We start from the raw sequence: 24,544 nt of genomic DNA, 5'->3' as shown, positions 1-24,544 counted from the left end.
GGAACCTCCTTTTCTAATGTGTAAGATTTTTATATATAATTTTTCTACACATACATTGTACATCTAAAAGAAAGCCCTGTCAAGAGAAATGTGTAAAATTTTTATATATAAAAAACTTCTAGGAAAAACTAGAAGTTTAGAGGATTTTATCGGCTTTGTCCACTGTAAAGAGGGCCACAGTCATCAGGATATCGACGAGCAAGAGGGTAGCTACAGCTGGTACCCAAGAGTGGAACAGGTCAAAACTGTAACCAAAGAGGGTTGGCCCAAAGGCTGCTAGGATATAGCCTCCTGTTTGAGACAAACCAGACAATTGAGCAGTCTTTTCAGGGGCGCTTGTCTTGAGTGAAAAGTTGACCATGAGATAAGGGAAGAGGGCGCTAGTTGCGGTTCCGATGAGGAGATGGATGGCAAGCCAGTAAAAGAAATTACCGACTGGGAAAAAGAGCATGGAAATGCCGACTACACCAGCCAGTGAAACCAGAGTGAGCATGAGCTGACGGTTGCGAGTTGACAAGCTGGTTGTCAGGCTTGGGATGGTCATTGAAAAAGGAATACTAATCAGAGAGAAGATAGAGGTCAGCAAGCCCGCTTCGTGACTGGATAGGCCTGCATGGATGGCCATGGTAGGTAACCAAGTCATAGCGGTGTAAAAGAGCAAGGATTGAAAACCTGCAAAGACAATAACTGCCCAGACCTGTTTGTTATGCATGACCTTTGTTTGGCTTTTTTGTTTGGTTTGTGGAGCCAGTCTGTGATTATAGCGGTGATTTGGAAGCCAGACCAAAAAAGTTGCTAGACAGAGCAGGGTGAGGAGGATGATAAGCCCTTTCCAAGAACTGGCTTGTGTAATAGGCACAGCCAGATAGGAAGCCAGAGCAGTTGCAATCCCCATAGAAGTTACATATAAGGTGGTCAGAAAACCAATCTTCTTTGGTTGATTGGCTTGGATGAGACTAGGAAGCAGAACATTGATGACTGCGATACTTGCCCCAACCATCAAGGTTCCTAGATAGAGCAGGGGCAGATTGATTAGTCGAATCAGAGAACCGATAGTCAAGAAGAAGAGGCTGTAGGTAAAGAGATGTTCTAAGCCAATTTTCTGAGCCAGTCGGGTAGAAAATAGAGAGAAGAGGGTAAACATAAGGAGAGGAAGGCTGGTCAAGATACCAAGCGAACTAACTTCTACTCCTAGACCTTGCGAAATATCTCCCAAAATAATGGGTAAAACAGTAAAAGGAGTCCGCAAGGAAACACCAATCAGGATAATTCCTGGAACAAAAAAGAGTGATTGCTTTTTCATATAATACCTCTTCTAGCTGATTTTAATAACAGCTTATTTTAAGGCTTTTTCCCTATAATGTCAAGTAAGGTTTTGGGCTTTCAAGATAAAAATAGGAAAGTCTTGAAAATTATGATAAAATAGTGGAAGGAAATCTATATATTGGAGAAAAAATGTGCTTGAAAAGCAAAAAATCAGCGTCTTGATGTCGGTCTATGTAAAGGAAAATCCGACATTTTTGAGAGATGCCATTAATAGTATTCAAAATCAAACCTTAAAACCGAGTGAGTTGGTTCTGGTTGAGGATGGGCCTTTGACACCTGAGCTCTATCAAGTATTAGACCAGCTTGAAGCTGAGTCTGATATTCCAGTGAAACGCTATCCTCTTGAGCAGAATCAAGGTTTGGGTCTGGCTCTTCGACAGGGTATTTTGCAGTGTCAGTACGATATCATCGCTCGTATGGATACGGATGATATAGCTGTTCCAGACCGTTTTGAGAAACAGGTTCAGCTAATGGAGAAGGACAAGCTCGACCTATTAGGTGGACATATTGCAGAATTTATTGACAATCCTGATGAGATCGTTTCTTACCGTCGTGTTCCAACCCAGCATGCAGATATTGTAGCTTATCAAAGGATGAGAAGTGCCTTTAACCACATGACTGTTATGTTTAAGAAGGACATGGTTCTCAAGGCAGGCAATTATGAAGATGGGCTTTATATGGAGGATGACCTCCTCTGGCTCAATATGATTGCTGCAGGAGCCAAGACTGGGAATCTGGATCAAATCTTGTGTCAGGTTCGTGTCGGAGCAGGGATGTTTGAGCGTCGCGGGGGACTGCGTTACCTCAAACTTTATCGTCAAGCTCGTCAGCGCATGCTGAAGAGAGGACAAATTTCTTATCTGGAATATGCCAAGAGTGTTGCGATTCAGATGGTTGTTGCTCTTTGTCCAGGATTTGTCAGACAGTTTATTTTTATGAAACTGTTACGAAAAAGCAAGTAAAAGATTGTAGCAAATCGTAAACTAGAGAAAAAGTGTTATAATAACAATATAACTATTCAGCTCTTTTAAGGAGGAGTAAATTTCTATGAATAAAAAACTCACAGATTATGTGATTGATCTGGTGGAAATTTTAAATAAACAACAAAAACAGGTTTTCTGGGGAGTATTTGATATTTTGAGTATGGTGGTTTCCATCATTGTATCTTATATCTTATTCTACGGCTTGATTAATCCAGCACCTGTTGACTACATTATCTATACGAGTTTGGCCTTCTTGTTTTATCAATTTATGATTGCATTTTGGGGCTTGAACGCTAGTATTAGTCGTTACAGCAAGATTACGGATTTCATGAAAATCTTTTTTGGTGTGACTGCGAGCAGCGTCTTGTCATATAGTATCTGCTATGCCTTCTTGCCACTCTTCTCCATCCGTTTCATCATTCTCTTTATCTTGTTGAGTACCTTCTTGATTTTATTGCCACGGATTACTTGGCAGTTAATCTATTCCAGACGCAAAAAAGGTAGTGGTGATGGAGAACATCGTCGAACCTTCTTGATTGGTGCTGGTGATGGTGGGGCCCTCTTTATGGATAGCTACCAACATCCAACCAGTGATTTGGAACTTGTCGGTATTTTGGATAAGGATGCTAAGAAAAAGGGCCAAAAACTTGGTGGAATCCCTGTTTTGGGCTCTTATGACAATCTGCCTGAATTGGCTAAACGCCATCAAATCGAGCGTGTTATCGTTGCGATTCCGTCACTTGATCCGTCAGAATATGAGCGTATCTTGCAGATGTGTAATAAGCTGGATATCAAATGTTACAAGATGCCTAATGTTGAAACTGTTGTTCAAGGACTTCACCAAGCAGGTACTGGGTTCCAAAAAATTGATATCATAGACCTTTTGGGCCGTCAGGAAATTCGTCTTGACGAATCGCGTCTGGGCGCAGAACTGACAGGTAAGACCATATTAGTCACAGGGGCTGGTGGTTCAATCGGTTCTGAAATCTGTCGCCAAGTTAGTCGCTTCAATCCTGAACGCATCGTCTTGCTCGGTCATGGGGAAAACTCAATCTACCTTGTTTATCATGAGCTGATTCGTAAGTTCCAAGGGATTGATTATGTGCCAGTTATCGCAGACATTCAAGACTATGACCGTTTGTTGCAAGTCTTTGAGCAGTACAAGCCAGCTATTGTTTATCATGCGGCTGCTCACAAGCATGTTCCTATGATGGAGCGCAATCCAAAAGAAGCCTTCAAAAACAATATTCGTGGAACTTACAATGTTGCTAAGGCTGTTGATGAAGCGAAAGTACCTAAGATGGTTATGATTTCGACAGATAAGGCAGTTAATCCACCAAATGTTATGGGAGCAACCAAGCGCGTGGCGGAGTTGATTGTCACTGGCTTTAACCAACGTAGCCAATCTACCTACTGTGCAGTTCGGTTTGGGAATGTTCTTGGTAGCCGTGGTAGTGTGATTCCAGTCTTTGAACGTCAGATTGCTGAAGGTGGGCCTGTAACGGTGACAGACTTCCGCATGACCCGTTACTTTATGACCATTCCAGAAGCTAGCCGTTTGGTTATCCATGCTGGCGCTTATGCCAAAGATGGGGAAGTCTTTATCCTTGATATGGGCAAACCAGTCAAGATTTATGATTTAGCCAAGAAAATGGTGCTTCTAAGTGGGCACACCGAAAGCGAAATTCCAATCGTTGAAGTTGGAATCCGCCCAGGTGAAAAACTTTACGAAGAACTCTTGGTATCAACCGAACTTGTTGATAACCAAGTTATGGATAAGATTTTCGTTGGTAAGGTTAATGTCATGCCTCTAGAAGCCATCGATCAAAAGATTGAAGAGTTCCGAACTCTCAGAGGAGATGAATTGAAGCAAGCCATTATCGCCTTTGCTAATCAAACCACCCACGTTGAATAAAAAAGAAAAACGCATATTATGTACTGACCCCCAAAAGTTAGACAATTAATTTAAGCAAAGGATTTAGTTCTGTATTGGACAGGACTAAGTCCTTTTAGTTTTACCTTAATTCGTTTGTTGTTGTAGTAATCGATATAGTCTATAATGGCTTGTTCCAATTGATTAAGTGATTTAAAGTTTTTCTCATGGCCATAAAACATTTCGGATTTTAAAATGCCAAAGAAAGATTCCATCATACCGTTGTCTGGGCTGTTGCCCTTACGTGACATGGATGCTTGAATTCCCTTACTCTCTAGGAACCGATGATAAGAATCGTGTTGGTATTGCCAACCTTGATCACTATGGAGAATCGTATTCTCGTAGTATTTCTCTGTGAAGGCCTGTTCCAACATCGTTTTTACTTGTTCTAAATTAGGAGAACAAGAAAGATTAAAAGCAATAATTTCGCTGTTAAAGCCATCTAAAACAGGCGATAAATACAATTTCTGCGTGCTATTTGGAATGGCAAACTCTGTCACATCCGTATAACACTTTTCCATTGGTCTCGATGCTTCAAACTGGCGTTGAATGAGATTCTCTGCTTTCTTGCCAATCTCTCCTTGGTAGGAAGAATACTTTCGTTTACGGCGAATTCGAGCACTTAAACCAAGGATTTTCATCAGACGTTGGACCTTCTTATGGTTTACTATATGACCACGATTCCTCAATTCAAGAGTTATTCGGCGATAGCCATAATTTCCTTTGTGCTCAGTAAAAATAGCTTGAATTTCAGCTTTAAGATCTTTATCTTTGTCAAGCCCATCTAGTTCCTTCAACTGATAATAGTAAGTTGAGCGAGGTAAACGAGCCACTTCAAGAAGTAAATCTAGTCGAAATCCTCCTGAAGCCATTTCTCTAATTGTCTCTGCCTTTCTCGCTGTATGGTTTCGTCCCTGTCTTCCAGCTCTTTTAACTTTTTTAAGTAAGCCACCTCAGTACGTAAGCGTTCATTCTCCTCTTGGAGTCGCTCTAGTTCTGTCATTTCATCCCAAGTTTTCTTCCGTTTACGTCCCATTTTAGTTGATCTCCCTCTTGTTTTCTCAACAATAGTATACCCGTTTTTCTTGTATTGTGCTAGCCAATTAAGAAGTATCGTACGACTTGGGAGGCCGTATTCAAGAGAAACTCTATCTTTAGTCCAGCCTTCATGTAAGACTTTATGAATCATTTCTTGCTTTAAATCAGGAGAATAGTAACGATTTTTTCCTTTTTTGACGAACTCTATTCCGTAACGATCAATCAATTTAATCATGTACCTAATATTAGAATTGTTTATCCCAAATTTATTTGAAAGCTTCTCTATGCTATATCCTTGTTTTCTAAGTTCATAGATCTGAACTTTATCATCATAAGTTAATTTCATAATAAAAACACCCCAAAAGTTAGATTTTTTCTGTCTAACTTTTGGGGTGCAGTTCATTATCAGGGCTTGAAACCTTGGTAATATGCGTTTTGTTATGTAGAAACTTGCTTCATTTTCTTCTGAAATAGAGTCGTTGCCCAGTCTATGTTATTGAAAATACTCCAAAACTTCTAAGGGTTTGTGGGCGATATAATCAGGTTGATAGTTTAGTAGATCTGCTTGCTCTCCAAATCCCCAAGTGACGGCCAATTTCTGAATGCCTGTTTCTTGAGCCCCCTGCATATCAAACTTGGTATCTCCGATGATGATGACTTGTTCAGGGCTTAGTTGATGTGTCTGCAAGGCTTGGCGAATGACATCTGCCTTATGGGGTGCTTCAGGGCTGGAACCATAAATGCCATCAAAGAAATGATAGATTCCCAAATTTTTAGCCATGTCTTGAGCGGTTGGAGTATTTTTTGTCGTGGTGATGTAGAGTGGATAACTGCTCGATAGCTCCTCAAGCAAGTCTACAATCTGAGGAAAGAGTTGAGCTTCATGGATGCCTTTTGCCTTGTAGTAAGAACGGTATATCTGGACAGCCTCAGCGATTTGTTCTTTGGGAAGGCAGGTCGCAAAACTACTTTCGAGGGGCGGCCCCATAAAACCACGAATCGTTTTGGCATCAGGGCTAGGCACCCCTAACTCCTTAAAGGTATGGGTAAAGGCATTGTGAATCCCGATAGAACTGTCGACGAGGGTTCCATCCAGGTCGAAAAAGATAGCGGTAATAGAGGTCATGGTTTCTCCTATTTGATAAGCTTATTATCCGAAAATTTCTTTTTGGAGACGACGACCAGTAGGGGTGGCAGCGAGTCCACCTTCAGCTGTTTCACGAAAGGCAGTTGGCATGCTTGCCCCTACTTGGTACATGGCATCGATAACCTCATCCACAGGGATTTTAGATTCGATACCTGCCAAGGCCATATCTGCTGCGATGAAGGCAAAGCTGGCTCCCATGGCATTGCGTTTGACACAAGGAACTTCGACCAAGCCGGCAACAGGGTCACAGATAAGGCCTAGCATATTTTTAATGACAAAGGCAATAGCTTGACTGGCTTGGTAGGGTGTCCCACCTGCAGCTAGAGTCAAGGCGGCAGCGCTCATGGCAGAGGCCGAACCAACTTCAGCTTGACACCCACCCTCAGCTCCTGAGATAGAGGCATTATTTGCGATGACTAGTCCAAAGGCACCCGCAGCAAAGAGGAAATCCAGCTGTTGCTCGTGGCTGAGGTCCAATTTTTCAATAGCAGCAGTGAGAACGGATGGCAGACAGCCAGCACTTCCTGCGGTCGGAGTAGCGCAGACCAAGCCCATTTTGGCATTGTGTTCATTGACTGCGATGGCATTTCGGGCAGCAGAGAGAATCGTGTAATCCGACAGAGTTTTTCCGTTTTTGATGTAGTGGTCCAGCTTGGCAGCATCTCCACCTGTCAGGCCACTACGAGATTTATTTTCATTGAGGCCAAGTTGGACAGAGGCTTTCATGACTTCCAGATTGCGTTCCATGAGAAGGAGAACCTCTTCACGTTCACGACCTGTCAATTCAAACTCCGTTGCAATCATGAGTTCTGCGACATTTCCTTGAAAGTCCAGTTCTGCCTGCTCAACCAATTCTTTGATAGAATAAAACATGCTTCCTCCTATTTAAAGAAATTGACATTGTGGAGATGAGGGATTTCTCGAATTTCCTCGATGGCCTCATCACAGTTGCGACTATCGACTTCGATAATCATAATGGCTTTTTCACCAGCTTTTTCACGAGTAACATTCATCTGGGCGATATTGATACCATAGCGTGAAAGAGCCTCTGTTACGAGGGCAATCATACCTGGAATATCTTGATGAACGATAATGATAGTCGGTGTATTCATATTGAGAGAGACGGCAAAGCCATTGAGTTCGGTGACCTGAATATTTCCTCCACCGATAGAAATACCAGTTACGCTGATGGTCTTGTGGGCATTTTTGACGGTAATTTTAGTGGTGTTTGGGTGAGGAGCATTGCTGTCTTTCTGAATAGTCCAGACAATCTTGATGCCACGCTTGTGGGCAATCTCCAGACTATTTGGGATTTCAGGATCATCTGTATCCATGCCTAAAATACCTGCAACAAGGGCTAGGTCTGTTCCGTGACCACGATAGGTTTTGGCAAATGAGTTAAATAGTTGGAATTCGACTTCTGTCGGAGTATCATCAAAAATGGAAGAGACAATCTTCCCAATACGAACAGCACCAGCTGTATGGCTACTAGATGGGCCAATCATAACTGGTCCGATGATATCAAAGACAGATTGAAAACGAAGTGATTTCATCAGTTTCCCCTTATAAAAATTCTTATCTCTATTATATCAAAGAATGAAGGTCTTGGCTTTAATTGTGGATGAAAACCTTTTTACACTACAAATAGCATAAAAAAGCATCTTTTGTAACAAAAAATAGCTTATTTAGGGAAATAAAAAATAATTTTGTAATATTTCTACATAAAAGTGTCAAGAAACGGTAATATTTAAAGGGTATGATAGAACTATAGAAAGAAGGAGAATTTTCAAATATGAAATCAACAACTAAAAAGATTAAAACAACTCTTGCAGGAGTAGCTGCCTTGTTTGCAGTATTTGCTCCATCATTTGTATCTGCTCAAGAATCATCAACTTACACTGTTAAAGAAGGTGATACACTTTCAGAAATCGCTGAAACTCACAACACAACTGTTGAGAGATTGGCAGAAAACAACCACATCGACAACATTCATTTGATTTATGTTGGACAAGAGTTGGTTATCGATGGTCCTGTAGCGCCTGTTGCAACACCAGCGTCAGCTACTTATGCAGCACCAGCAGCTCAAGATGAAACTGTTTCAGCTCCAGCAGCAGAAACTACAGAAGTAGTAGAAGAAGCAGCACCAGCTGCAAGCGCTCCTGTAGCAGAAGAAACGGTTGCTACAACAGAAGCTTCAGCACCAGCTTCATCTGTAAGCGGATCTGAAGCAGAAGCTAAAGAATGGATTGCTCAAAAAGAATCAGGCGGTAGCTACACAGCTACAAACGGACGTTACATCGGACGTTACCAATTGACAGATTCATACTTGAACGGTGACTACTCAGCTGAAAACCAAGAACGTGTAGCAGATGCCTACGTTGCAGGACGTTACGGTTCATGGTCAGCCGCTAAAAACTTCTGGCTTAACAACGGCTGGTATTAAGAAATAGGGGAAGAGCTTTGAATAGCTCTTTTTTCTTACATTTTGAGAAGCTTGTTCACTCTTTGTAGACAATATGACATAATCTTCTCAAAAAAGTAGTATAATGTTTTTATAGAATATAAATAGTGGTGGTTAGCATGCATGCATTATTAGCAACAAGATTAAAAAATAAGCGAAAAGAGTTGGGCTGGTCGCAAAAAGAATTGGCAGAAGGAATTTGCCAACAAACTCAGATAAGTCGAATGGAACAAGGCAAATATATGCCAGGAGCAGATTTGTTATATAAATTATCTGAAAAAATGGGCTTAAATATGGATTATTTCTTTTCAGGAGAAATTTCGAAAGAGTTTATAGGCTTGTTTGCTTTCAAGAGGTTGTCTGAAACATTGTTGGAAAATCAAGATTATGCCTCTTTGCAATATGCTTTTGAGGGAGAAAGAAAGCAACAGATTTCCTTATCTTTTGATGAAAAGATTTATCTGGATTGGATAGATGCCATTCTAACCTATCAATGTGAACATCAATTAAAACTAGCTATTTCAAAAATAGAGGACATCCTCAGTAGGATTAGCATTGATAAAGTGGATTATTTGTATATTTTGAATACCCTACTGATTTTCTTAGGCTATGATGAGGATAAGGAGAAATTTGAGCAACTATATGAACAGGTTTCCGTAGCTCTTTCAAAAATCGATACCAGTGTGCGTGAACAAATTGAGTTGTATATCAAAATAAAATACAATTATTGTTACCACCTTTGGAAACAGGAGGAGATGGATAAGTCCAGAGTGCTATTATTGGAGATGATTGAATTTTGTAACAAGTATCATAGTAGCTTTAGGCTAGCAGATTTATATTGCTTGTTGGGAAATGTAACAGAGGATCTTGATATCTCTGTTGCTAAGGACTATTATATGAAAGCTAAGGTGCTCTATCTAATTGAAAATAATGAAGTCATGGCACTCAAGGTAGAACAATATCTGATGGATAAGTAGTCAGAGAATGTATGAGGCTGGGAAAAAAGTCTTTAAAATAAAAAAACGCATAATATGAACTGCACCCCAAAAGTTAGACAGAAAAAATCTAACTTTTGGGTTGTTTTTATTATGGGGATATTTACTTCATTTTATCCTGAAATTGAGTTTTAGATTATCCTCTTCATACACAAAATAACTATAATTCTTTTTTTAAAAAATATATGATTTTTTACTTTAATTACTTGACAGTTTATATATGTTGATTTATAATATAGGTGAAAGAAGGTGGCAAGATGGGAAAATTAAAATTCGAATATTTGAAAGCGCTATCTCTATTGCTTATTGTGCTAATTCTACTGAGTAATAGTCGAAGTTTTATTAGTACTACTCTAATTACTCAAGGTATTGATACAGGAGCATACTATTCTCCCAGTTAAGAGTAAGTTCGTTGTTTAAAATGAAATGAGATAGAAGGAAGGCGAATCCAATGAGCTATTTAGTGGTCACATAAGATTTTCTGTGAATGCTAATATCGTTTTTAAAGTAGTTATTCGATAAATTTGAATTAATTATAAAAATTAACCTTTTATAAATCATATCACCGTAACAGATATCATAATATGCATGATTCAAAAATGCTTAATATTGTAGCTATTTAGCATATATGGTATAAAAGTTAGATTAATTCTAAAGAATTGAGTATTTCTATGTTAAAAAAATATCCTTGTACGATGCAACATGATCAGTCAGATTGTGCTGCGGCAGTTGTTTCAACAGTTCTTTTATCTTACAAAAAGGAACTATCAATCATGAAGATTCGGGAAATTATTGGTACAGACATGTATGGAACGACTGTCAGTGGTATTGTTTCAGGTCTGAATAAGTTGAATTTTACAGTAAAAGCTGTTCGAGTAGCACTGGAAGGTTTGACTCCGAAATTAACATTTCCTGCGATTCTTCAAGTTAAGAACGATTTAGGTCAAAATCATTTTGTAGTATTACATAGTATCAAAAGGAATAGTAAATTTTACGTAGCAGACCCTGCTAGTGGCATACGCAAGATGTCAAGTGACGAACTGGGAGAAATTTATCAAGGTATTACTCTTTTTATGGTTCCAAATTCGGATTTTGAAAGAGGGAAACTAAAGGGAAAAGGACTTCTTGATTTATTTGGAAGGTTAATTTTTAATCAAAAAGGCTTGATTAGTACAGTCATATTAGCTTCCTTTGTTTTAAGTATCATTGGTATTTTATCGAGTCTCTTTTCAAAAGTTATCATGGACGAGGTGATTCCATATGCTTTAAAAAATAGTCTGTATATGTTCTTGATAGTATTTGGAATAGTGTCGTTCTTACAGACTCTTCTATCTGCATTTCGTCAGCACGTTCTTTTGTTTCTATCTCGAAAAATTGATATACCAGTTTTAATGGGATATTATGACCATATTATTCATCTTCCTTATATTTTTTTTGGAAGTCGTAGAGTTGGTGATGTTTTAACAAGATTTCAAGATGCGATGACGATAAAGAATGTGTTTACGTCAGTCTCTATTTCATTAGTCATGGATATCACCTTGTCAGTTATTAGTGCGGTTGTCCTTTGGACTATTAATCAATCTTTATTTCTGATATTAGTTTTTATGGTTATTGTTAACATCATTCTTATATACTGTTTTAAAAAGCCTTATAAAAAAATTAATCATGAACAAATGGAAGCAAATGGACTTCTTAATTCACAGTTAATTGAATCCATTCGTAACATTGCTACCATTAAGTCTCAGCATGACGAGGAACAACGTTTAAACAAAATTGAAGAAAAATTTGTTCATACTTTAGAAATTGGTTATAAAGAGGGTGTTTTGAAGAATATTCAGTCTACAATATCCTCAATGACCTCAACCATGGGTGGGTTATTATTTATGGGAGTGGGCGCCTTATTTATCATTGATGGAAAAATGACTATTGGGGACCTCTTGGTTTTTCAGACATTAAGTCAATATTTTACAGAACCTATTCAGAATCTAGTTGGTTTGCAGTTAACCTTTCAAGAGGTACAGGTTGCAGTTAGTCGACTTCAAGAATTGATGGAAGTAGATCGTGAAGACATTGCCTTGGATTATAGTATTAGAGACTTCACCTTGTGTGATGATATTGAGTTTAAAGATGTAACATTTGCCTATGGTTCGCGCCCACCTGTTATTAAGAACTTTAATTTGCGAATTAAACAAGGAGAAAAAATAGCTTTTGTTGGAGAAAGTGGAGCAGGAAAAAGTACGATAGTTCGTTTATTATTACGATTTATAAATCCTAGTGATGGGAAAATTTGTATAGGAGCAAATGACTTATCAGACCTTGACTATGGTAAATTACGTAAGAAAATTTCCTACATTCCTCAGACCATAGAACTTTTTACAGGGACAATTATTGATAATCTAAAAATTGGTAATCCTTCTGTCACATATGAGGATATGGTGAGAGTTTGTCGTATTGTTGGTATTCATGATACGATTCAGCGCCTTCAAAATCGTTATGGCTCCTTCGTAGAAGAAGGCGGTCAAAATTTCTCGGGTGGAGAGAAACAACGATTGGCTATTGCAAGAGCACTACTGAGTAAAGCTGACTTGTATATATTTGATGAGGCAACCTCTAACTTAGATTCATTTAGTGAACAGATTATTCAGGATTTAATCTTTAATAAAATAATAGATAAGACAACAATTGTAGTAGCCCACAGGCTGTCTACAATTCTTCGATGTGATAAGATATGTTTTTTGGAGAATGGTTCCATTGTAGAATATGGGACTCATGAGGAATTAATGGCTAAAAATGGAAAATATGCTAGAATGGTCGAGTTACAGAGTTTTTATATGAAGCAACAAGTAGAACCGTCGATTATGTTAGATGCAGAGGAGGTTACTTATGGCTAAACTAGAGATTCAAGACAATAAAAAACTAGTACTAAAGTCAGTTATCTGTAAAAAGTTGTATGATATAAAAGTAGAAAATATAAATCAAGAGATTGAAAAGTTTTATCAACATTTGCAGTTGTTAAAAGCACAAATTTTTGGTCCATTAATTGTAAAAAGTTGTGGTACAACCATTCATGATGATGGATTAATAACGACTGATTTTGATTTTTATATTCAAGCTCATAATGCTCAACAGTACAGTAACATTTATGATGTACAGGATTCCATCTCTGTTGCATATTGTTTATATGTTCGTTTTGAAGATAGCCCTGAGTATCTGCAGTATGCGTATTCTAAATTGGACCTATATGTCTATGAAAATGATATTCAAACGGATGGGATTGTCTATACAGTTTATGTTAATTCTTCTCCTGAAAAAATGGTAGTAGATATTTTTAGACCTATTGTAAGCCTATGAAATTATATAATAAATCAGAATTACGTTATTCTCGTATTTTCTTTGATAAGAGACCACCAGCTTTTGCGTTTATTCTCATTATTTCAACTGCTATTGTCTTAAGCGGTGCATTGATTGGTGCAGCTTATATACCCAAAAACTATATTGTAAAAGCGAATGGGAATTCAGTTATAACAGGTACAGAGTTCCTATCAGCAATTAGTTCAGGGAAGGTAGTTACTTTACATAAGTCAGAAGGAGATATGGTAAATGCTGGAGATGTCATTATTTCGTTATCAAGTGGACAAGAAGGTTTACAAGCGAGCTCTTTAAATAAACAATTGGAGAAGTTACGCGCAAAAGAAGCTATTTTTCAAAAATTTGAACAATCATTAAATGAGAAATACAATTATTTATCTAATTCTGGTGAAGAACAGGAATATTATGGGAAAGTTGAATACTATCTGTCTCAGTTAAACTCGGAAAATTATAATAATGGTACCCAGTATTCAAAGATTCAGGATGAATATACGAAGTTGAATAAAATAACAGCTGAAAGAAATCAGTTAGATGCCGACTTGCAAACTCTACAAAATGAATTGATTCAACTTCAACAGCAAGGAGACTCATCCTCCTTATCAGATAAGACATCAGCTGATGATAAAGCTAAGTTAGAAACTAAGATATCAGAAATAACAACAAAAATCGAAGCATTAAAAACAAATATTACTTCTAAGAATAGCGAGATTGATAGTCAACAAAGCAATATTAAGGATATGAACCGTACCTATAATAACCCAACTTCTCAGGCTTATAATATTTATGCTCAATTAATTAGTGAGTTAGGGACTGCTCGTTCAAACAACAATAAAAGTATTACAGAGCTTGAGGCTAATCTTGGAGTGGCAACAGGTCAAGATAAAGCACATAGTATATTAGCGCCAAATGAAGGTACTCTGCATTATCTGGTACCTTTGAAACAAGGAATGTCTATTCAGCAGGGGCAAACGATAGCAGAAGTTTCAGGGAAAGAAAAAGGTTACTATGTAGAAGCTTTTGTACTTGCGAGAGATATTTCTCGTGTTTCAAAAGGAGCAAAAGTTGATGTTGCTATTACTGGTGTAAATAGTCAAAAATATGGAACACTGAAGGGACAAGTCAGACAGATTGATTCAGGAACAATTTCCCAAGAAACGAAAGAGGGGAATATTAGCCTTTATAAAGTCATGATAGAATTAGAAACCTTAACTCTAAAACATGGAAGTGAGACAGTCGTCCTCCAAAAGGATATGCCAGTTGAAGTGCGGATTGTCTATGATAAAGAAACCTATCTTGATTGGATTTTGGAAATGTTAAGTTTCAAGCAATAATTGGTTTTAAACATTAAGTCACCTATAAAATAAAGTAAGATGAAGGAAAGATATCTTATCTAGGTAACTAAGTGCTATAAACAAAGTCAACGATTACTTGTTAGGAAGCTATCCTAACCATGCTTGATAAAAAAGGAGAAAATAAATGGAACTCGTATTACCAAATAATTATGTTGCTCTTGAGCAAGAAGAGATGATGTATCTTGATGGGGGGGCTTATTTAAGCAAGAGTGATTGTCAAGGAATTTGTGCAGCTTTAGCTATGAGCCCAGGGACTTTTATAGCATTAGCTGGAGCTGCAGTTTTAACCAAAAAACTAATAAACTATATTAAAGTTGGAGGCCTTGGAGGTTGGCTTATTGGTGCAGCAGCAGGTGTATTGGCTGGGGCTGCAGGAAGAATAGCTTACTGTATTGGATATGGTGCTCTTAATAGAGGTTGTGATATTAACGGAAACCCCTATCCTTGGGATGGATTCATATCTGCGACAGTAAGATGAGTAATGTAGATAACATTCGAAAAATACATATTATCGTGTGTTGGGTGTATATATTTTTATCATTTAATCCGATTATAAGTAACACGGAGTATTTTTTGCTTATTTTTTTAGCATTTATCTACTCAATAGTATCACTACCTCTATATTCTGTAAAAAATAAAATAGTATCTATCTGTCTAGCCATAAATTTGATTCTGTTAATGAGTTTTCCAATTTTAATCAATAAATTTTTCCCAGGAAACGTTTCTACTTATATCGTATTAATAAGTATTTTTATTCTGGAGTTCTTAATCTTTAATAAAATTGGTAGAGATTTTGATACTAGATTAGCTAGTGAATATAGGAAAATCAGTCAGTTTAAAAGTAAGATGTCTCAATCTCCTTGGATAAAAAATTTAGAGATTTCTAGTTTTATATTAACTATATTTCCATTTATTCTTCATGGTACAGTTGATAATCGTGTATTGGCTCTTATCTTTTTGATAAAAATTTGTGTAGATACTACGATAAAGCTTCTATTAAACAGAATCTTTAATTCAAGTGAGATGATGAAAAGGAGGATATTTTCTCTTTTTGCACTAGATTTGATGGTCTATATATTTTTAAGTTATGTTTTAGTGATACAAAAAGACGGATATCTGTTTTCGATTCTACTAATTTTTTCTAATTTTTCAGTTCCATTTATCAAAGAAAAGGAATACGAATTATTTAAAAATAGCAAGTAATAGAAATATGGATTAAATCTTAGAACGGCTTAAAATCAGACATGATAAAGGAAAGCTATCTAGGTAACTAAGTGCTATAAACACAGTCGACAATCACTTGTTAGGAAACTATCCTAACCATGCTTAATAAAAAAGGAGAAAATAAATGGAACTCGTATTACCAAATAATTATGTTGCTATTGAGCAAGAGGAGATGATGTATCTTGATGGCGAAGGGTGGCTTGCCATGCTTTGTGGAGGTGTAGGTGGTGTCGCAGGCGGAATAGCAGGAGCCATAACTGGTGCGGCAGCTGGTGCGGCACTAGGGACAATAACCTTACCAGTTATTGGTACAGTTAGCTATTCATTTATTTTAGCTACTTGTGGTGCAGCAACAGGTTATATGTCAGGCTATATTACTGGCTATAATTTCGGTAAGATATTGGAAAGTAATTTAGGTTGGAGCTAGTTATGAAAGATAAAAAAGTACAACTATTTGCGGTGATAGTATTTATTATAAATCTATTATTAGCTATCGTGAGTTTATTTGATACTAGTACTTTTAAGCATGTTTTCCTTATAGTGAGCTATCTGGCAATCATGCTTGCCTTTCTTATCTATATTGTTGTTAAATATATTCAATCACGGAATAATGCAAAGTAAGTGTAGGATATTTTTATGTGCCTATTCAATCATGGGCCTCTTTATCGATTACCGTTTCATTTTCGGTTTAGAAAAGAAAGGACAAGGTTAAAACAATTTTTTCAACAAAGGAGTCAAGATTGGCTCCTTTCTTGTCTTCTCTAACCAAGCATGTTATAATGAATACTGCTCAAGCGACCTTCAATCGTGAAGCACACACGACCTTCAATCGTGAACTAGTCATTTCGTTTATCTTTTATTACGTCGTTAACTCGAAATGAGATGCAAGCTGAGCTTGTCTGATTTATAACCTCAATCAGTCTACCAGACTGATTGAGCGAACTCAAGTTATGCCTGCGACTCGTTGCCTAGTACTAAAAGCAAACGAAATGACTATACTCAAATAAATTCTATTGAAAGTCATAGTAAATAGAATGTTGAGGGGTACAAATAAACGAATAGATGGGAGACTTACCATGAGTGATAACTCTAAAACACGTGTTGTCGTGGGGATGAGTGGTGGTGTTGATTCGTCGGTGACGGCTCTCTTGCTCAAGGAGCAGGGCTACGATGTGATCGGTATCTTCATGAAGAACTGGGATGACACAGATGAAAACGGCGTCTGTACGGCGACCGAAGATTACAAGGATGTGGCTGCGGTGGCAGACCAGATCGGCATTCCCTACTACTCTGTCAACTTTGAAAAAGAGTACTGGGACCGCGTCTTTGAGTATTTCCTAGCAGAATACCGTGCAGGGCGCACGCCAAATCCAGATGTTATGTGTAACAAGGAAATCAAGTTCAAGGCCTTTCTGGACTATGCCATGACCTTGGGAGCAGACTATGTAGCGACTGGGCACTATGCCCGAGTGGCGCGTGATGAAGATGGTACTGTTCATATGCTTCGTGGCGTGGACAATGGCAAGGATCAGACTTATTTCCTCAGCCAACTTTCGCAAGAACAACTTCAAAAAACCATGTTCCCTCTGGGACATTTGGAAAAGCCTGAAGTTCGCAGACTAGCAGAAGAAGCAGGACTTGCGACTGCTAAGAAGAAAGATTCGACAGGGATTTGCTTTATCGGAGAAAAGAACTTTAAAAACTTCCTCAGCAACTACCTGCCAGCTCAGCCTGGTCGCATGATGACAGTGGATGGACGCGATATGGGTGAGCATGCAGGTCTTATGTACTATACGATTGGTCAGCGTGGCGGTCTGGGTATCGGTGGGCAACACGGCGGTGACAATGCACCTTGGTTCGTTGTCGGAAAAGACCTAAGCAAGAATATTCTCTATGTAGGCCAAGGTTTCTACCATGATTCGCTCATGTCAACCAGCCTAGAGGCTAGTCAAGTCCACTTTACTCGTGATATGCCAGAGGAGTTTACGCTCGAATGTACGGCTAAATTCCGCTACCGTCAGCCTGATTCTAAGGTGACCGTCCATGTCAAAGGAGATAAGGCAGAGGTTATCTTTGCGGAGCCACAGCGTGCGATTACACCAGGACAGGCAGTTGTCTTTTACGATGGCGAAGAGTGTCTCGGTGGTGGTTTGATTGACAATGCTTACCGCGATGGACAAGTTTGTCAGTACATTTAGATTGACAAATTTTCTCAATTTGCTACAATAATAAAAGCAATAGAAATGATGGTCAAAGCTCATGGATGTTGCAGGCTTTTTTGTCCTGCACTTCTTTGGAGTTTTGACTGTTTTTGTGTCGTTTAGAGGAAAGGACAAAAATGACTCAACAAGACTTTCGGACAAAAGTGGGGAATACTGTTTTTGGCGTTCGGGCGACAGCCTTGATTCTCCAAAATTGCCAGCTCCTAGTTACCAAAGATAAGGGCAAGTATTACACTATTGGCGGTGCCATCCAAGTCAATGAAGGCACGGAAGAAGCGGTAGTCCGTGAAGTGAGGGAAGAACTGGGTGTCAAAGCTCAAGCTGGGCAACTAGCTTTTGTTGTTGAAAATCATTTTGAACAGGACGGTGTTTCCTATCACAATATCGAGTTTCATTATCTGGTGGATTTGCTTGAAGATGCCCCGTTGATCATGCAGGAAGATGAGAAAAGGCAACCCTGTGAATGGATTGATTTGGATAAACTTGAGGATTTCCAGCTAGTTCCAGCCTTTTTAAAAACAGCCCTACCAGATTGGGACGGCCAACTAAGACACATCCATCTTGAGGAATAGGAGAGAAATATGACATATAATTTTACAGAAGAATACGATATTATTGTAATTGGTGCGGGACACGCTGGGGTCGAGGCTTCCTTGGCCGCTAGCCGTATGGGCTGTAAGGTCTTGCTTGCGACTATCAACATTGAAATGCTGGCTTTCATGCCTTGTAACCCCTCTATCGGTGGTTCTGCCAAGGGAATTGTCGTGCGTGAAGTTGATGCCCTCGGTGGCGAGATGGCCAAAACCATTGACAAGACTTACATCCAGATGAAGATGCTCAACACTGGGAAAGGTCCAGCTGTCCGTGCCCTCCGTGCGCAGGCTGATAAGGAACTTTACTCTAAGGAGATGCGCAAGACAGTTGAAAATCAAGAAAATCTGACCCTTCGTCAGACCATGATTGATGAGATTTTGGTGGAAGATGGCAAGGTTGTCGGTGTTCGTACAGCGACCCATCAAGAGTATGCTGCTAAGGCTGTTATTGTGACGACAGGGACTGCCCTTCGTGGGGAAATTATCATCGGAGACCTCAAGTACTCGTCAGGCCCTAACCACAGCCTAGCTTCTATTAACCTTGCTGACAATCTCAAGGAATTGGGCCTCGAAATTGGTCGTTTCAAGACAGGAACTCCTCCACGTGTCAAGGCTTCCTCTATCAACTACGATGTGACCGAGATTCAGCCAGGAGATGAAGCACCTAATCACTTCTCATACACGTCACGTGATGAGGATTATGTCAAAGATCAAGTGCCATGCTGGTTGACCTACACCAATGGTACCAGTCATGAGATTATCCAAAACAACCTCCACCGTGCGCCTATGTTTACAGGTGTGGTCAAGGGAGTGGGACCTCGTTACTGCCCATCGATTGAGGACAAGATTGTGCGCTTTGCGGACAAGGAGCGCCACCAACTTTTCCTTGAGCCAGAGGGGCGCAATACTGAGGAAGTCTATGTTCAAGGACTTTCAACCAGTCTGCCTGAGGATGTCCAGCGTGACTTGGTTCATTCCATCAAAGGTTTGGAAAATGCAGAGATGATGCGAACAGGTTATGCCATTGAGTATGACATGGTCTTGCCTCACCAGTTGCGTGCGACTCTGGAAACAAAGAAAATCTCCGGACTTTTCACTGCTGGTCAGACCAATGGAACTTCAGGTTATGAAGAAGCTGCTGGTCAAGGGATTATCGCTGGTATCAATGCGGCTCTGAAAATCCAAGGCAAGCCTGAGTTGATTTTGAAGCGCAGTGACGGTTATATCGGGGTAATGATTGATGACTTGGTAACCAAGGGAACGATTGAACCTTACCGTCTATTGACCAGTCGTGCCGAATACCGTCTCATTCTCCGTCATGACAATGCCGATATGCGTTTGACTGAGATGGGACGTGAGATTGGCCTTGTGGATGATGAACGCTGGGCTCGTTTTGAAATCAAGAAAAATCAATTTGATAATGAGATGAAACGCCTAGACAGCATCAAACTCAAACCAGTCAAGGAAACCAATGCCAAGATTGAGGAGATGGGCTTCAAGCCGTTGACCGATGCAGTGACAGCCAAGGAATTCCTTCGCCGTCCAGAAGTTTCTTATCAAGATGTGGTGGCTTTCATCGGACCAGCTGCAGAGGACTTGGATGACAAGATTATCGAATTGATTGAAACAGAAATCAAATACGAGGGTTACATCTCAAAAGCTATGGATCAAGTAGCTAAGATGAAACGCATGGAAGAAAAACGCATTCCAGCCAATATTGATTGGGATGACATTGATTCTATTGCGACGGAAGCCCGTCAGAAGTTCAAACTTATCAATCCAGAAACCATCGGCCAAGCCAGCCGTATTTCGGGAGTAAACCCAGCAGATATTTCTATTTTGATGGTGTATTTGGAAGGTAAAAATCGTAGTATTTCTAAAACTCTTCAAAAATCAAAATAATACGTCGTCGGCTTCGGCTCACCTAACTCAAGTTATGCTTTCGCCTAGCCTTCTAGTCTGATTTCGATTTTTATTGAGTTTCAATCTCAAAAGAAAGCATAGAGAAAAACAGCTCCGAAAATTGTACTGACCCCCAAAAGTTAGACAATTAATTTAAGCAAAGGATTTAGTTCTGTATTGGACAGGACTAAGTCCTTTTAGTTTTACCTTAATTCGTTTGTTGTTGTAGTAATCGATATAGTCTATAATGGCTTGTTCCAATTGATTAAGTGATTTAAAGTTTTTCTCATGGCCATAAAACATTTCGGATTTTAAAATGCCAAAGAAAGATTCCATCATACCGTTGTCTGGGCTGTTGCCCTTACGTGACATGGATGCTTGAATTCCCTTACTCTCTAGGAACCGATGATAAGAATCGTGTTGGTATTGCCAACCTTGATCACTATGGAGAATCGTATTCTCGTAGTATTTCTCTGTGAAGGCCTGTTCCAACATCGTTTTTACTTGTTCTAAATTAGGAGAACAAGAAAGATTAAAAGCAATAATTTCGCTGTTAAAGCCATCTAAAACAGGCGATAAATACAATTTCTGCGTGCTATTTGGAATGGCAAACTCTGTCACATCCGTATAACACTTTTCCATTGGTCTCGATGCTTCAAACTGGCGTTGAATGAGATTCTCTGCTTTCTTGCCAATCTCTCCTTGGTAGGAAGAATACTTTCGTTTACGGCGAATTCGAGCACTTAAACCAAGGATTTTCATCAGACGTTGGACCTTCTTATGGTTTACTATATGACCACGATTCCTCAATTCAAGAGTTATTCGGCGATAGCCATAATTTCCTTTGTGCTCAGTAAAAATAGCTTGAATTTCAGCTTTAAGATCTTTATCTTTGTCAAGCCCATCTAGTTCCTTCAACTGATAATAGTAAGTTGAGCGAGGTAAACGAGCCACTTCAAGAAGTAAATCTAGTCGAAATCCTCCTGAAGCCATTTCTCTAATTGTCTCTGCCTTTCTCGCTGTATGGTTTCGTCCCTGTCTTCCAGCTCTTTTAACTTTTTTAAGTAAGCCACCTCAGTACGTAAGCGTTCATTCTCCTCTTGGAGTCGCTCTAGTTCTGTCATTTCATCCCAAGTTTTCTTCCGTTTACGTCCCATTTTAGTTGATCTCCCTCTTGTTTTCTCAACAATAGTATACCCGTTTTTCTTGTATTGTGCTAGCCAATTAAGAAGTATCGTACGACTTGGGAGGCCGTATTCAAGAGAAACTCTATCTTTAGTCCAGCCTTCATGTAAGACTTTATGAATCATTTCTTGCTTTAAATCAGGAGAATAGTAACGATTTTTTCCTTTTTTGACGAACTCTATTCCGTAACGATCAATCAATTTAATCATGTACCTAATATTAGAATTGTTTATCCCAAATTTATTTGAAAGCTTCTCTATGCTATATCCTTGTTTTCTAAGTTCATAGATCTGAACTTTATCATCATAAGTTAATTTCATAATAAAAACACCCCAAAAGTTAGATTTTTTCTGTCTAACTTTTGGGGTGCAGTTCAAATCGGGGCTGTTTTATGATTTATTCTTCATCTGGTGTGAGGATCATTGGGATAATGATCGGTTCACGTTCTGTATTTTCATAAAGGAAGGGGCGAATAGCGTTGACAATGGCACCATTGACTGATTGCACGCTAGCATCCTTGTTTTTCAGTGCGATACGAATGGCATTGAAGAGGATACGCTGGCTTTGGCGAATCAAATCTCCAGACTCTCTCATGTAGACAAAACCTCGGCTGAGGATATCTGGACCAGATAGAATCATCTGCGATTTGAAGTCGACAGTTGCGACTGCCAGAACGACACCGTCTTCAGATAGATCACGACGATCTTTGAGGACGGCAGCACCGATTTCACCGATACGATTTCCATCGACATAGATGTCTTGGGCGTTGAAATGACCTGCGATACGAGCTGAGTCAGCAGTAAGGGCAAGCACATCACCATTGCTCATGATAAAGATATTGTCTTTCTCAACACCAGTATCTACCGCTAATCCAGCATGGACTTTTTGCATGCGGTATTCACCGTGGACAGGCATGAAGTATTTTGGTTTAATCAAGCGGAGCATGAGTTTTTGCTCTTGCTGACCACCGTGTCCAGATGTATGGATATTGTTAACCTTACCGTGGATAACTTCGACACCAGCTTCAGAAATGATGTTAATCAGCTTGTTGACGCTAGTCGTATTTCCAGGGATTGGACTTGAAGAGAAGATGACCGTATCGCCTGGTTGGAGTTGTACCTGACGGTGGGTTCCGTTGGCGATACGAGAGAGGGCTGCCATCGGCTCGCCTTGACTACCTGTACAGAGGATCAGAATTTCTCCTGCAGGGTAGTCTTTGATTTCATTTGGCTCGATAAAGGTTCCCTTAGGAGCTTTGATGTAGCCAAGCTCGATTCCGTTGACAATGGCCTTCTCCATAGAACGGCCAAAGACTGCAATCTTGCGTCCAGTCTTAACAGCAGCCTCTGTTGCTTGCTGGAGACGGAAGATATTTGAGGCAAAGGATGCAAAGATGATACGTCCTTCAATGCCTTGGATAATCTTCATGATGGACTGACCAACGACTTTTTCAGAGTTGGTAAAGGTTGGTACTTCCGCATTTGTCGAGTCAGATAGGAGACAGAGAACGCCTTCTTCACCAAGAGCAGCCATACGGTGCAAGTCCGCTGGTTCTCCAACTGGAGTAAAGTCGAACTTGAAGTCACCCGTACAAACGATTTTTCCTTGAGGTGTATGAATGACAATCCCCAAAGGCTCTGGAATAGAGTGAGTCGTTCTAAAGAAAGTTGCCTTGAGATTTTTAAAGGTCAACTCAGTATTATGGTTGATTTCGTAAAGTTTGGCGTTGCGCAAGAGGCCGTGTTCTTCGAGTTTCCCACGGATCAAAGCCAAGGCAAGTGGTCCAGCGTAGATAGGGACATTTGCTTGCTTGAGCAGGAAAGGAATGCCACCTATGTGGTCCTCGTGTCCATGTGTGATTAAGACAGCCTTGACTCGGTCGATATTGTCCACGATGTAAGAGTAATCAGGAATGACGTAGTCGATACCCAGCAAGTCGTCTTCTGGGAATTTAATCCCAGCATCGACGATGATAATCTCATCTTGGTATTCAATTCCGTAAGTGTTTTTCCCGATTTCTCCCAGACCACCGATGGCAAAAACGCCGACTTCTTCAGGTTTAAGAGTATAGGCCATATTAGAACTCCGTGATTTCGAAGGCGCCAGTTTCTTTTTCGTAATCTAGCAATTTGTCAGACAAGAGTTCGATATACTCGATATTGTACTCTGGGCGATTTTCTTCGACAAGTTGGCGAGCAGCGATACGGCCCTCAAGTTCTGAGCTGGCATCGATGTCTAGGTAAAGTGCGCGTGTAGTTTCACGGCGTGGGCTACGTTCTTTTGTTTCTTGATAAAAAACTTTGTAAATCATATAGTTCCTTTCTATTTACAGGTCAGCTTATTCCAAACTTTTAGCAGAGAATTGCTTGATTTCATTCCATTTTTTGTCTAGATTGACCTTGATTCGTTACAATTATTTCAATTATACCACAAAATGAAAAATTAGTAAAAGACGGAAACGAGAAAGTCACAGCTCGGTTTCTTTAGTAAGCGCTTGCAAAAATAAAGAAAATGTGTTATATTGATAACGGAAGTGAAATTTATTGCTTGTCATAATTCCATATAGATTTTAAGTCAAGGAGGTTGCCCTATGTATAACTTATTTGCTTTTGCTATCGGAGCTCGCTTGGTAGCTTTTATTGTTTTTGTTGCTTGCGTTTATGGAGGGAATCTTCTATTTGCCAAACTGGAACAACGACAAACCAAGTTCTTGTGGAAAATTACCTTTGTGACTCTCTACTCGCTTTTTCTCCTCCTCGTAACCTATGTAGTTTGGTTTGTATTTTACTTTGGATTAAATGCTTAGATGCCCTG

25 protein-coding genes are annotated in these 24,544 nt (G+C 39.4%); 15 read left to right on the top strand and 10 right to left on the bottom strand.

Annotation, left to right across the window (positions count from 1 at the left end; translation table 11 throughout):
• Positions 1–136: 136 nt before the first annotated feature.
• Positions 137–1,303: an MFS transporter gene (locus tag AXK38_09610; GenBank protein ID AMH89489.1), complete on the bottom strand. Its 1,167-nt coding sequence runs from the start codon at positions 1,301–1,303 to the stop codon at positions 137–139.
• A gap of 154 nt (positions 1,304–1,457) precedes the next feature.
• Here AXK38_09610 and AXK38_09605 point away from each other — a divergent pair, with 154 nt between their 5' ends.
• Positions 1,458–2,288, top strand: a complete 831-nt coding sequence (locus AXK38_09605) for an amylovoran biosynthesis protein AmsE (protein AMH89488.1) — start codon at positions 1,458–1,460, stop codon at positions 2,286–2,288.
• An 85-nt stretch (positions 2,289–2,373) separates the two neighbouring features.
• Complete coding sequence (locus AXK38_09600) at positions 2,374–4,224, top strand: short-chain dehydrogenase (GenBank protein ID AMH89487.1); 1,851 nt, start codon at positions 2,374–2,376, stop codon at positions 4,222–4,224.
• Positions 4,225–4,274: 50 nt separating this feature from the next.
• Here the strand turns inward: AXK38_09600 and AXK38_09595 are convergent, their stop codons facing one another.
• From AXK38_09595 to AXK38_09575, 5 genes are all read right to left on the bottom strand, one after another.
• On the bottom strand, positions 4,275–5,114 hold the full coding sequence (locus tag AXK38_09595; GenBank protein AMH89486.1) for an integrase: 840 nt from the start codon (positions 5,112–5,114) through the stop codon (positions 4,275–4,277).
• On the bottom strand, positions 5,090–5,626 hold the full coding sequence (locus AXK38_09590; protein AMH89485.1) for a transposase: 537 nt from the start codon (positions 5,624–5,626) through the stop codon (positions 5,090–5,092). The genes AXK38_09595 and AXK38_09590 overlap by 25 nt, the downstream gene beginning before the upstream one ends.
• Positions 5,627–5,773: 147 nt before the next feature.
• Entirely contained in the window at positions 5,774–6,406 is a 633-nt protein-coding gene (locus tag AXK38_09585; protein AMH89484.1) for a phosphoglycolate phosphatase, read from the bottom strand.
• 24 nt (positions 6,407–6,430) lie between these two features.
• Positions 6,431–7,300, bottom strand: coding sequence for a serine dehydratase (locus AXK38_09580; GenBank protein ID AMH89483.1), 870 nt, complete (start codon positions 7,298–7,300; stop codon positions 6,431–6,433).
• A gap of 8 nt (positions 7,301–7,308) precedes the next feature.
• Entirely contained in the window at positions 7,309–7,980 is a 672-nt protein-coding gene (locus AXK38_09575) for a serine dehydratase (GenBank protein ID AMH89482.1), read from the bottom strand.
• Positions 7,981–8,219: 239 nt separating this feature from the next.
• Here AXK38_09575 and AXK38_09570 point away from each other — a divergent pair, with 239 nt between their 5' ends.
• From AXK38_09570 to AXK38_09515, 12 genes are all read left to right on the top strand, one after another.
• Positions 8,220–8,870, top strand: coding sequence for a peptidoglycan-binding protein LysM (locus tag AXK38_09570; protein AMH89481.1), 651 nt, complete (start codon positions 8,220–8,222; stop codon positions 8,868–8,870).
• 137 nt (positions 8,871–9,007) lie between these two features.
• Entirely contained in the window at positions 9,008–9,865 is an 858-nt protein-coding gene (locus AXK38_09565; GenBank protein AMH89480.1) for a transcriptional regulator, read from the top strand.
• A gap of 689 nt (positions 9,866–10,554) precedes the next feature.
• Entirely contained in the window at positions 10,555–12,774 is a 2,220-nt protein-coding gene (locus tag AXK38_09560) for an ABC transporter permease (protein AMH89479.1), read from the top strand.
• On the top strand, positions 12,767–13,234 hold the full coding sequence (locus AXK38_09555) for a hypothetical protein (protein ID AMH89478.1): 468 nt from the start codon (positions 12,767–12,769) through the stop codon (positions 13,232–13,234). The genes AXK38_09560 and AXK38_09555 overlap by 8 nt, the downstream gene beginning before the upstream one ends.
• Complete coding sequence (locus AXK38_09550; GenBank protein AMH89477.1) at positions 13,231–14,583, top strand: secretion protein HlyD; 1,353 nt, start codon at positions 13,231–13,233, stop codon at positions 14,581–14,583. The genes AXK38_09555 and AXK38_09550 overlap by 4 nt, the downstream gene beginning before the upstream one ends.
• 145 nt (positions 14,584–14,728) lie before the next feature.
• Positions 14,729–15,082, top strand: coding sequence for an argininosuccinate lyase (locus AXK38_09545; protein AMH89476.1), 354 nt, complete (start codon positions 14,729–14,731; stop codon positions 15,080–15,082).
• Entirely contained in the window at positions 15,079–15,807 is a 729-nt protein-coding gene (locus AXK38_09540) for a hypothetical protein (GenBank protein AMH89475.1), read from the top strand. Before AXK38_09545 ends, AXK38_09540 begins: the two co-directional genes overlap by 4 nt.
• 145 nt (positions 15,808–15,952) lie before the next feature.
• On the top strand, positions 15,953–16,255 hold the full coding sequence (locus AXK38_09535; GenBank protein AMH89474.1) for a hypothetical protein: 303 nt from the start codon (positions 15,953–15,955) through the stop codon (positions 16,253–16,255).
• A gap of 2 nt (positions 16,256–16,257) precedes the next feature.
• The gene (locus AXK38_09530) at positions 16,258–16,449 is read left to right on the top strand and encodes a hypothetical protein (GenBank protein AMH89473.1); all 192 of its coding nucleotides are present in this window, start codon (positions 16,258–16,260) and stop codon (positions 16,447–16,449) included.
• A gap of 455 nt (positions 16,450–16,904) precedes the next feature.
• Positions 16,905–18,026, top strand: coding sequence for a tRNA(5-methylaminomethyl-2-thiouridylate)-methyltransferase (locus AXK38_09525; protein AMH89472.1), 1,122 nt, complete (start codon positions 16,905–16,907; stop codon positions 18,024–18,026).
• A 140-nt stretch (positions 18,027–18,166) separates the two neighbouring features.
• Positions 18,167–18,622, top strand: coding sequence for an NUDIX hydrolase (locus AXK38_09520; GenBank protein AMH89471.1), 456 nt, complete (start codon positions 18,167–18,169; stop codon positions 18,620–18,622).
• A 9-nt stretch (positions 18,623–18,631) separates the two neighbouring features.
• Positions 18,632–20,545 carry a tRNA uridine 5-carboxymethylaminomethyl modification protein gene (locus tag AXK38_09515; GenBank protein ID AMH89470.1) on the top strand — a complete coding sequence of 638 codons (1,914 nt, stop codon included), beginning with the start codon at positions 18,632–18,634 and terminating at the stop codon, positions 20,543–20,545.
• A gap of 153 nt (positions 20,546–20,698) precedes the next feature.
• Here the strand turns inward: AXK38_09515 and AXK38_09510 are convergent, their stop codons facing one another.
• The 4 genes from AXK38_09510 to AXK38_09495 form a co-directional block, all read right to left on the bottom strand.
• Entirely contained in the window at positions 20,699–21,538 is an 840-nt protein-coding gene (locus tag AXK38_09510) for an integrase (GenBank protein AMH89469.1), read from the bottom strand.
• Positions 21,514–22,050: a transposase gene (locus tag AXK38_09505; protein ID AMH89468.1), complete on the bottom strand. Its 537-nt coding sequence runs from the start codon at positions 22,048–22,050 to the stop codon at positions 21,514–21,516. The genes AXK38_09510 and AXK38_09505 overlap by 25 nt, the downstream gene beginning before the upstream one ends.
• Positions 22,051–22,126: 76 nt before the next feature.
• On the bottom strand, positions 22,127–23,806 hold the full coding sequence (locus tag AXK38_09500; GenBank protein ID AMH89467.1) for a ribonuclease J: 1,680 nt from the start codon (positions 23,804–23,806) through the stop codon (positions 22,127–22,129).
• A gap of 1 nt (position 23,807) precedes the next feature.
• Positions 23,808–24,041 carry a hypothetical protein gene (locus AXK38_09495; GenBank protein AMH89466.1) on the bottom strand — a complete coding sequence of 78 codons (234 nt, stop codon included), beginning with the start codon at positions 24,039–24,041 and terminating at the stop codon, positions 23,808–23,810.
• 279 nt (positions 24,042–24,320) lie between these two features.
• Between AXK38_09495 and AXK38_09490 the strand changes: the two genes are divergently transcribed.
• Positions 24,321–24,536 carry a hypothetical protein gene (locus tag AXK38_09490; protein ID AMH89465.1) on the top strand — a complete coding sequence of 72 codons (216 nt, stop codon included), beginning with the start codon at positions 24,321–24,323 and terminating at the stop codon, positions 24,534–24,536.
• Positions 24,537–24,544 lie beyond the last annotated feature (8 nt).

The sequence above is a fragment of the Streptococcus mitis genome (assembly GCA_001560895.1).
GTDB lineage: Bacteria > Bacillota > Bacilli > Lactobacillales > Streptococcaceae > Streptococcus > Streptococcus mitis_Q.
The sequence above is the reverse complement of the archived record's forward strand: the minus strand, read 5'-3'. Positions and strand labels throughout refer to the sequence as shown.

Coding starts and splice junctions, on each gene's coding strand:
- AXK38_09510 (AMH89469.1), bottom strand. CDS start 21,538: ATGGCTTCAGGAGGATTTCGACTAGATTTACTTCTTGAAGTGGCTCGT.
- AXK38_09490 (AMH89465.1), top strand. CDS start 24,321: ATGTATAACTTATTTGCTTTTGCTATCGGAGCTCGCTTGGTAGCTTTT.
- AXK38_09600 (AMH89487.1), top strand. CDS start 2,374: ATGAATAAAAAACTCACAGATTATGTGATTGATCTGGTGGAAATTTTA.
- AXK38_09565 (AMH89480.1), top strand. CDS start 9,008: ATGCATGCATTATTAGCAACAAGATTAAAAAATAAGCGAAAAGAGTTG.
- AXK38_09570 (AMH89481.1), top strand. CDS start 8,220: ATGAAATCAACAACTAAAAAGATTAAAACAACTCTTGCAGGAGTAGCT.
- AXK38_09585 (AMH89484.1), bottom strand. CDS start 6,406: ATGACCTCTATTACCGCTATCTTTTTCGACCTGGATGGAACCCTCGTC.
- AXK38_09505 (AMH89468.1), bottom strand. CDS start 22,050: ATGAAATTAACTTATGATGATAAAGTTCAGATCTATGAACTTAGAAAA.
- AXK38_09545 (AMH89476.1), top strand. CDS start 14,729: ATGGAACTCGTATTACCAAATAATTATGTTGCTCTTGAGCAAGAAGAG.
- AXK38_09555 (AMH89478.1), top strand. CDS start 12,767: ATGGCTAAACTAGAGATTCAAGACAATAAAAAACTAGTACTAAAGTCA.
- AXK38_09550 (AMH89477.1), top strand. CDS start 13,231: ATGAAATTATATAATAAATCAGAATTACGTTATTCTCGTATTTTCTTT.
- AXK38_09595 (AMH89486.1), bottom strand. CDS start 5,114: ATGGCTTCAGGAGGATTTCGACTAGATTTACTTCTTGAAGTGGCTCGT.
- AXK38_09495 (AMH89466.1), bottom strand. CDS start 24,041: ATGATTTACAAAGTTTTTTATCAAGAAACAAAAGAACGTAGCCCACGC.
- AXK38_09590 (AMH89485.1), bottom strand. CDS start 5,626: ATGAAATTAACTTATGATGATAAAGTTCAGATCTATGAACTTAGAAAA.
- AXK38_09540 (AMH89475.1), top strand. CDS start 15,079: ATGAGTAATGTAGATAACATTCGAAAAATACATATTATCGTGTGTTGG.
- AXK38_09535 (AMH89474.1), top strand. CDS start 15,953: ATGGAACTCGTATTACCAAATAATTATGTTGCTATTGAGCAAGAGGAG.
- AXK38_09580 (AMH89483.1), bottom strand. CDS start 7,300: ATGTTTTATTCTATCAAAGAATTGGTTGAGCAGGCAGAACTGGACTTT.
- AXK38_09500 (AMH89467.1), bottom strand. CDS start 23,806: ATGGCCTATACTCTTAAACCTGAAGAAGTCGGCGTTTTTGCCATCGGT.
- AXK38_09515 (AMH89470.1), top strand. CDS start 18,632: ATGACATATAATTTTACAGAAGAATACGATATTATTGTAATTGGTGCG.
- AXK38_09575 (AMH89482.1), bottom strand. CDS start 7,980: ATGAAATCACTTCGTTTTCAATCTGTCTTTGATATCATCGGACCAGTT.
- AXK38_09560 (AMH89479.1), top strand. CDS start 10,555: ATGTTAAAAAAATATCCTTGTACGATGCAACATGATCAGTCAGATTGT.
- AXK38_09525 (AMH89472.1), top strand. CDS start 16,905: ATGAGTGATAACTCTAAAACACGTGTTGTCGTGGGGATGAGTGGTGGT.
- AXK38_09520 (AMH89471.1), top strand. CDS start 18,167: ATGACTCAACAAGACTTTCGGACAAAAGTGGGGAATACTGTTTTTGGC.
- AXK38_09610 (AMH89489.1), bottom strand. CDS start 1,303: ATGAAAAAGCAATCACTCTTTTTTGTTCCAGGAATTATCCTGATTGGT.
- AXK38_09530 (AMH89473.1), top strand. CDS start 16,258: ATGAAAGATAAAAAAGTACAACTATTTGCGGTGATAGTATTTATTATA.